Annotated in this window: 4 protein-coding genes; 3 read left to right on the top strand and 1 reads right to left on the bottom strand. The window is 34.8% G+C overall.

From position 1 onward, the window contains the following. The first annotated feature begins 2 nt into the window (after window positions 1–2). From mntA to xerS, 3 genes are all read left to right on the top strand, one after another. Entirely contained in the window at window positions 3–377 is a 375-nt protein-coding gene (gene mntA / locus ACFCYN_RS21005; protein ID WP_375951539.1) for a type VII toxin-antitoxin system MntA family adenylyltransferase antitoxin, read from the top strand. Continuing rightward, window positions 370–786: a type VII toxin-antitoxin system HepT family RNase toxin gene (hepT, locus tag ACFCYN_RS21000; RefSeq protein ID WP_375951537.1), complete on the top strand. Its 417-nt coding sequence runs from the start codon at window positions 370–372 to the stop codon at window positions 784–786. Before mntA ends, hepT begins: the two co-directional genes overlap by 8 nt. An 81-nt stretch (window positions 787–867) precedes the next feature. Next, complete coding sequence (xerS, locus tag ACFCYN_RS20995) at window positions 868–2,004, top strand: tyrosine recombinase XerS (protein WP_375951535.1); 1,137 nt, start codon at window positions 868–870, stop codon at window positions 2,002–2,004. 153 nt (window positions 2,005–2,157) lie between these two features. Here the strand turns inward: xerS and ACFCYN_RS20990 are convergent, their stop codons facing one another. Continuing rightward, entirely contained in the window at window positions 2,158–6,171 is a 4,014-nt protein-coding gene (locus ACFCYN_RS20990) for a S8 family serine peptidase (RefSeq protein ID WP_375951533.1), read from the bottom strand. Window positions 6,172–6,290: the final 119 nt, after the last annotated feature.

Genomic DNA, 6,290 nt, shown 5'->3' with positions numbered 1-6,290 from the left:
TAATAAACGTATTAATAAAAAAAATTGATCCATATACTATAATCTTGTTTGGTTCAGCTGCTGATGAACGTATGAGACCAGATAGTGACATTGATTTAGCATATCTAAGTGATACCAAACTAAGCAATTATGAACGTTTTATATTATCTCAAGAACTTGCAAACCTTTTAAATAATAACGTCGATTTAATTGATTTAAACACTTCTTCAACCGTATTCCAGGCCGAAATTATACACAATGGCAAGGTGATATACTGTTCAGATATTGAACGGAGAATTAATTTTGAAATAAAAGTTCTAAAAATGTATGCAAAATTAAATGAAGAACGGAAAGAAATAATAGATGACATTAAGAAAAGAGGTTCTATTTTTGAATAATCAAGTAATTTTAAATAAAATTTCCACAATAGAACGTTGTATTTCAAGAATAAATGAAGTATATGATAACAATTCGTCTAATCTAGAAGATTATACAAAACAAGATTCTATTATTCTAAACATACAAAGAGCTTGTGAAGCATGTATTGATTTAGCTATGCACTTGGTAGCCGTTAGAAAGTTAGGAATACCACAAACAAGTCGAGATGCGTTTGATTTATTAGTTGCGAATTCCCTTCTAGACCAAGAATTATCTATGAAACTAAAAGCCATGGTAGGTTTTCGAAATATTGCTGTTCATGATTATCAAAGTGTTAACCTCGATATCGTTGAAAAAATTATTGAGAATCATCTTGGAGATTTTAAAAAATTTACTCAACATATACTAAAAATTGCTGATACTTTTTAATAATTTAGTTATGTTAATTAGTCTGCGTATAAATTGGATTATATGCGAACTGTGTCGAAAAAAGCAATAAGGGATGATAACATGAGCCATACATCAAAAACTCTTAAGGATATTGAGTTATTTGAAGTTAAGACCAAAAATCTACAACAAGAAAAGCACCTACATCAATTAAAAATGTTGCTCCCTTCTCTTCCGCCATATGTGTTTAAGTACTTTCAGAAAAATAGGAAGAGATCGGCTACTACTCTATTTAACTATGCAAATGATTATAAACTGTTTTTTTACTTTTTAGCAGACAATAATTGGGTGTTAGAATATTTAAACATAGATTCTATATCCCCGGTTCATATACCAATTTCAGTTCTTGCAGAGTTACCTTTAAATGAAGTTGAAGAGTTCCAAGGTTACTTAGATGGTAAATATGAACAAAGAACAGTAAATCGACGAATTAGTGCGTTAAAAAGTTTATTTAACTTTTTAACACAAAAATATGAAAATCCTATAACCAAAGAACCATATTTTTATCGAAATGTATTTGCTAAGATTGAAACGACTAAAGTAAGTTCAGATCCAGTGAAACGTGCGGATTCATTTGAACAAAAAATATATAAGGGTAATGAAGACTTGCGTTTTTTGGACTTTGTTGCTGCAGAATACGAAAAGACACTATCCCCTATTAAATTGAGGTATTTTTTAAGGGATAAGAATCGAGACTTAGCCATCTTATCACTCTTTTTAGGTAGCGGATTACGATTATCTGAGCTTGCTTTTTTACAAATAGAAGATATCAATTTTGAAGAAAACTCATTAGGGGTATTTAGAAAAGGTCATTCAAGTAAGGTTCAAGTAACTGTAAATCCAAGAGCAATGGATGAATTAAAAGAGTATTTACAAACTAGAGTCGAGAATTACGGTTGTGCACCTGATGATAAACATGTATTTTTCACGAAATATAACGGTAGCTACTCACCTCTCTCTACTCGTACTATTCAAGATCTAGTAGTGAAATATTCAAAAGCGTTTAATGTGAATAAGCGACTAACACCACATAAATTACGTCATACTTTTGCTACAAAGCATTGGACTGCAAACAAAGACCTAATTGGTTTACAAACACAATTAGGACATACATCAAGTGAAATTACCTCTAGTTATACCCATGTTGGAAAAGATAAACAACATAAGAACTTAGAAAATATGGATAAAATAGAGGATTAATAGTTTTAGGAGTTCCTAAAATTGGGAATTATGTCAGTTTTTCGTCATCGACGCCAATTTATATTTTCTTAATATATAATAAATACCCCCAACCTTCATGAATTTTGGTAGGGGGTATTGTAATTATTTTTTACCCAGTGGTTATAAGTGTCATTATTTTATTCCTAATTCACTCTTAATCACATCTAACGTTTTTCCTTTAAATTGTTTTTTAGGTATTGGAGGAGAGTCTATTGTGGGATTTTGTAACAAATAATTTTTCGCTACAAACGCCAAATCTTTCCCATCTACTGTTCCGTCAAAATTGATATCGGCATCCCGTTTATTCGTTCCCCAATACGTTTGAATGTAGAGTGCATCCATTATATCAATGACATCATCTCCATTGACATCTCCTCCAAGAGAAGTAGGAACACTCAAGTTTGCAAACTGACCAATCAATTCTCCGGTACTGCTTTTCATTCCGATTTCGAAATTATAAATTGTTTTAAAATGACCGGGTACTTTTACATACAAGCGAAGAGGTTGATCTGTAAGAGGAAGATGTAAGGCTTGTATTGATCCATATTTATTAAGGATTTGATTAATCGTATTTCCTTCTGTATCTTCGATATACACGTCTGCTCCAATCTTACTATATTCTCTTGTAGTATCAAAAGCTCCAGCGCTGTTTAATAAACCTTGAGCATATAATAAGGACCTCACTTTCGAATATGTTGGTACAAATTCAATGTAGGGTTCATTATATACTGGATATATCGTTTTACCAGATCGATTTTGATAATTACTAGTAGAGCGTGTGTAAATAGTAGAACCATCAGATTTAATATCAAACGGGTAATCTTTTACCTTTAATGTGACTTCTGCTAAAGGTATTTGTCCATTTAAAGTTTGTGTATTTCCTTCAGCTGTTTCAATGGTTAGATTGTTTACTATAGTAGATCCCTGGTCTACTACTGATTTTGTCAGTTTTAGTCCCCCTAATTGCTGAGCTTCGGGAAGTAGCTCGATATTTACAAGTTCAAAATAATCTTTGTAAAATGAAAATGTTAAACTGTTCTTTTGGAAATCAGCAGCGTTATTTAAAACTAATTTTACTTTGACTGTATCACCTGGTTTCGCACTTTCATGATCGAAGGTCGCTTCATAATATGGGGTTCCTTTTTTTATAATTTTGATAACCTTAGGAGCACCAAAAGCACCGTTACCTGCTGGGTCTACCGCATATAACTTAATGTATCTATTAGTTGAACCTATAGGCATATCGTATTTAAACGTACCATCTTTATTTACAGGTATATTCCCTTGTCCTCCGACCATCGTGATGATTTTATTGGCAGATTGGTCTATATTCATACCGGCTGCTTTGAATACCTCAATATCTGGATCATACACAGAACCGGAAATAGTAACTGTTTTCTGACCGTCCTCAAACTCGATTACATCAGGAACGGCAAATTTATAGCTCGGTTTGCCATTATCAACTACAAACTCTCGAACTTCAGTGAATTGTTTACCAGTGTCGCTTGTCGCGATCATTTTGATTTTATAATAACCTTGTTTGGCCAATACAGGATTTGTACTGATTCCAATAGGAGACCTGTTATCGAAAGGATAATAAGTTCCATTAAAGGCTGTTATTGAATATTGCACACCTTCACTTAATTGCAACCCATTCAAAGATCCAAGATATCCTAGATCTTGATTGGTTTTACCATCAATCAAAGTAAAATCAATATTTTTCATATTGGAATTAAGTTGAAGTTGCGCCTCTATACTGCTTGTAGCCGAACTCAATGACCCTCTGTAACGATCACTAGACATCCCCAGAGATAAGGTGTTAAACATTCCAATTCCTTCTTCAACGGCGTGTACAACGAATGGAACCTGGTAGGTTTCATCAGGATGTTCTTGATTTGTATAAACGATATGTCCCTCATAGATCCCTTTTTCCGCCGTTTTCGGAATAAAGAGGGAAGCATTAGTTTTTGTTTGTTTGTTACCTTTAAGTTTGGTGGTTGATTCTACCGATAGTTTCACACCATTTTTGTTAGCATCTAAAGCTCCACGTTCACCTGTTTGAAACTGCACTTTCACATCGAATATTTTTGTTTCATTACTTGTATTACTAAGATTAAGGGTACGCTTTTCATTTACATCTTCTCTAAGATCTACAGAACCAAAACTAAGTTCTCCTGTTTTATTTTTGATTGATTTTACCTTCCCATTTTTTACCATAGGTGTTTCATCAAGTACTTCAATTTCTACTGAGGAATGGACTGCTTGATATGCATTAATCCGTCCAGCACCTACTTCAAGTACGCTATAATCCTTTTTTAATGGATTAGCCGTATTCATTAGAATGGATTTAATATCACTTGGTTCCAAGTCTGGCTTTGCTTGAAGCATTAAAGCTGCGACACCAGTTGTATAAGGTGCTGCCATCGATGTACCTGACAGTCGTTGGTATGCATATTGATAATCATTTGGATTCTCTTTATTGATGACATAAGACGGCACAGTAGAAAATACCGAAACGCCTGGTGCTACTACTTCGGGCTTAATATCGTACGTAATGCGTGTTGGACCACGCGAGCTAAAATCAGCCAATGTATCCCCTTCAGTTTGTATTTTTGTTAATTCATTGAAAGTAAAAGTACTTTCAGATGTTATTTTATTTTTTAAGGCTAGTCCTTGAGCATTTGTTAAAGAGAATGTTGGAATGAAATCCAACCCTTCACCTAAAAAGGCAGGAATTTGGCCCTCTTCAGGATTTGAATTGTATATTAGGATAGCCGCAGCTCCTTTTTGCTTAGCAAGGGTAATTTTATCGTTGATTGTAGTAGTTCCTCTGCTTACTAGTACGATTTTATCTTTGACATCTTTGTTTTTGTAGCCAGTTGAGTCACCAAGACCAACATCGATAATCGAGAAGGTTTTTTCATTTAATTGCTCGATATGATCAGCATATCCATTGGCCATTTGCTGCAATTCCGCAGCTATAGTTTCTGTTCCAAATTGGAGTACACCCTTGAAAGTTAATAGTTGAGAAGGTGCATCACTTGCTCCTACAGTTAAGGCTAGTGCTGCAGTGCCAGGAGAACCTAAAGTGTACATACTATTTCCGCTATTTCCTGCAGAGACTACAGCTGTAACTCCATCTAATACTGCCTGATTAATGGCAATACTTGTTGGGTATAGAGGATTATTGATGCCAGCACCTAAGGAAAGGTTGATTATATCCATTCCTTCTTCTACAGCCTTGTCAATCCCAGCTAAAACTGCATCTGTGGTACCATGTCCATAAGGTCCTAATACTTTATAGGCATATAAATCCACATCAGGAGCGACACCTATCATTTTGTATTCACTCTCATTTTTACCTTGGCCAGCAATTATACCCGCAACATGAGTTCCGTGAAATGTATTATATGGTACACCCGTCAGTACATCAAATTCTGGTGCACCCGATTTTTTCCAATCTTCATAGGTAGTTTCCATAGGATCATCATCGTTGTTTACAAAATCGTATCCACCCCTATATGCACCTTTTATATCAGGATGATGATAATCCACTCCGGTATCAATTATGCCTACTTTTACACCTTTTCCTGTTATCCCTTCCTGATGAAGCTTGTCCACGCCTTGATAAGAAAGACTAAGACCGATTCCCGAACCACCTCCTTGCACTTCTTCTTGCGGAATGACAGGTTCAGAGCGTACCTCCTCGTTACTAAAAACAGCTTTTACGGCAGAAGAAGTTAACAATTTCTTTACCTGATTGGCAGGCAGCTTCATCGCTACGCCGTTGAAGGAATATCTATATGTTCTAGTAATTTTTGCAGATGTTAGTTCCTGTATATCGCTCTTGAATTTTTTGTGATTGGTTTCTACTTTTTCTTTTGCTTCTGTCTCAGTTAAGGATATTCCATGAGCCTTTGCTTCTACTACAGCAGCTTTGGCTGGTCTTTCCTTGAACTCAACAATAACAGGTACTTCAGAATTGGTTTCTAAATTCACATTAGGAGAAAGGTGTAGTCCTGTTTGTTCTGTGCTTTCCAATGTTTTTAAAGCTTGTTTCTGTGCTTCTGGCAATTGCGAAAGAATCTCATCTGCATTTATATTGTTTTCTGCATGAATAACAGGAGTGTTCATCGGACCAATCAATGCTGTACTTAAAATCAAACTAGTAGAAATAAGACCATATTTTTTCATTTAATCAACTCCTCATTGAAATTTGTTTCATCGATACATGAATCAAAAAAATTTTTTCTGTGAAACCCAAA

It is taken from the genome of Gottfriedia sp. NPDC056225 (assembly GCF_042267765.1).
In the GTDB taxonomy this organism is placed as follows: domain Bacteria; phylum Bacillota; class Bacilli; order Bacillales; family Bacillaceae_G; genus Gottfriedia.
This window is presented reverse-complemented; position numbering and strand designations above follow the sequence as displayed.

What these genes read in the sequence shown, in the direction of transcription:
- xerS (WP_375951535.1), top strand. Translation starts at nt 868, where the DNA reads ATGAGCCATACATCAAAAACTCTTAAGGATATTGAGTTATTTGAAGTT.